Origin of the sequence: Acinetobacter sp. DSM 11652, assembly GCF_900109815.1 — a bacterium.
Lineage (GTDB): Bacteria > Pseudomonadota > Gammaproteobacteria > Pseudomonadales > Moraxellaceae > Acinetobacter.
The window spans coordinates 1-1,538 of the sequence record NZ_FOBK01000037.1; the positions used below are offsets into that span (position 1 = coordinate 1).

The window sequence follows — 1,538 nt, forward strand, 5'->3', positions numbered from 1 at the left end:
GAATATGCAGAAAGTGTTGCAGCTCGAATTATTGAGCAATTAGAGCAGGGTACAGCACCTTGGTTAAAACCTTGGAAGCCGGGCGAGTTGAGAATGCCCTATAATCCTAAAACGGGTAGCCAATATCGAGGTATGAATAGCCTATGGTTACACATGCAGGGTTATGCTGATCCACGTTGGATGACCTACAAGCAGGCAGCCTCAGAAGAAGCACAAGTCAAAAAGGGTGAGAAAGGCACTCAGATCATTTATTGGAAATTTACCGATGAGATTAAAGCGGTCGATGAGCAGGGCAAGCCGATCATCGACCCGGAAACGGGCGAACAAAAAAAGATTGTAGTCAAGTTAGACCGCCCCCGTTCTTTTAGTGCAGTCGTCTTTAATGCTGAACAGATTGACGGATTGCCACCGTTAGAAGCAAGACCAATACAACCTGAGCCGGAAAGACATTCACGCGCTGAGGCGATTCTAGCGGCAAGTGGTGCGAATATCCAACATATCGAAGGTGATAGGGCATTTTATAGACCTTCAACAGACAGCATTACTTTACCTTTACTAAGCCAGTTTTCTAGTAGTGACGCATATTATGCTACGGCATTGCATGAGCTGGGCCACTGGACAGGACACGAATCACGTTTAGATCGTGATCTAAATCATCCCTTTGGTTCGGAAGGCTATGCAAGGGAAGAACTAAGAGCTGAAATAGCTTCATTTATGCTGGGTGAACGATTGGATATAGGACATGATCCCGGCCAGCATGTTGCTTATATTGGTTCATGGGTGAAAACTTTAAAAGAAGACCCGCGAGAAATTTTTAGAGCCGCAGCAGATGCAGAGCATATTGCTGGTTTTGTAATGGGATTTGAACAAGAACAATTTAAAGATATGGACAAGCCTATTATTGTGGCTAAGCCGTTAAATGAGCCAGTAAATAACCCGAATATCTCACAGGCCCGGACTTATTTAACAGTGCCATTTGCAGAGAAGGATGAAGCTAAAGAAGCAGCTAAAGCAGCAGGCTTTCAACTTAAGTGGGATAAAGAAGCTAAATCATGGTATGCACCGGAAGGCGCTAATTTAGAAGCTGTTAGCAAATGGCGTACTGATAGAAAAATTCAAGAAGATGAAACACCAAAAGAAGGAAATTTAAGTCAGGGCTTACCTAATCAGCCAGTGAATAAACCCAAAGAAATTCCAGAAAATGTTAAGAAATTTTTGAAAGAACTAGCAGATGCTCAAGACTATGAACATGCCGGATATTTCATTTTATACCAAAGTGAAAATTCTAAGGTGGCACAATTAGAGCAAGATGAAGACATAGAAAAAGTAGGTGATCAAATACTAGAAGCTATTGAAACTGGAAAAGGGTTAGAGCTTAAAGAAAATCAATTTATTTTAGAAACTATTGAAAAGTTAAAGACCGAATATTCTTATGAATATGGACTTTATCAAACAACTGAAAATGAAGAAAATGAATTGGAACAGCCTCAGAATAACGATCCTCAATTTGATGGGCCGGGTTATGATCCTCAATTTGA

The 1,538-nt window shown here is 41.0% G+C and carries 1 protein-coding gene; it reads left to right on the top strand.

What is annotated here, in order from left to right; translation table 11 throughout:
* The coding region (locus BMW42_RS14910) for a zincin-like metallopeptidase domain-containing protein (RefSeq protein WP_143047431.1) at nucleotides 1–1,538 on the top strand (1,538 nt) is incomplete at both ends.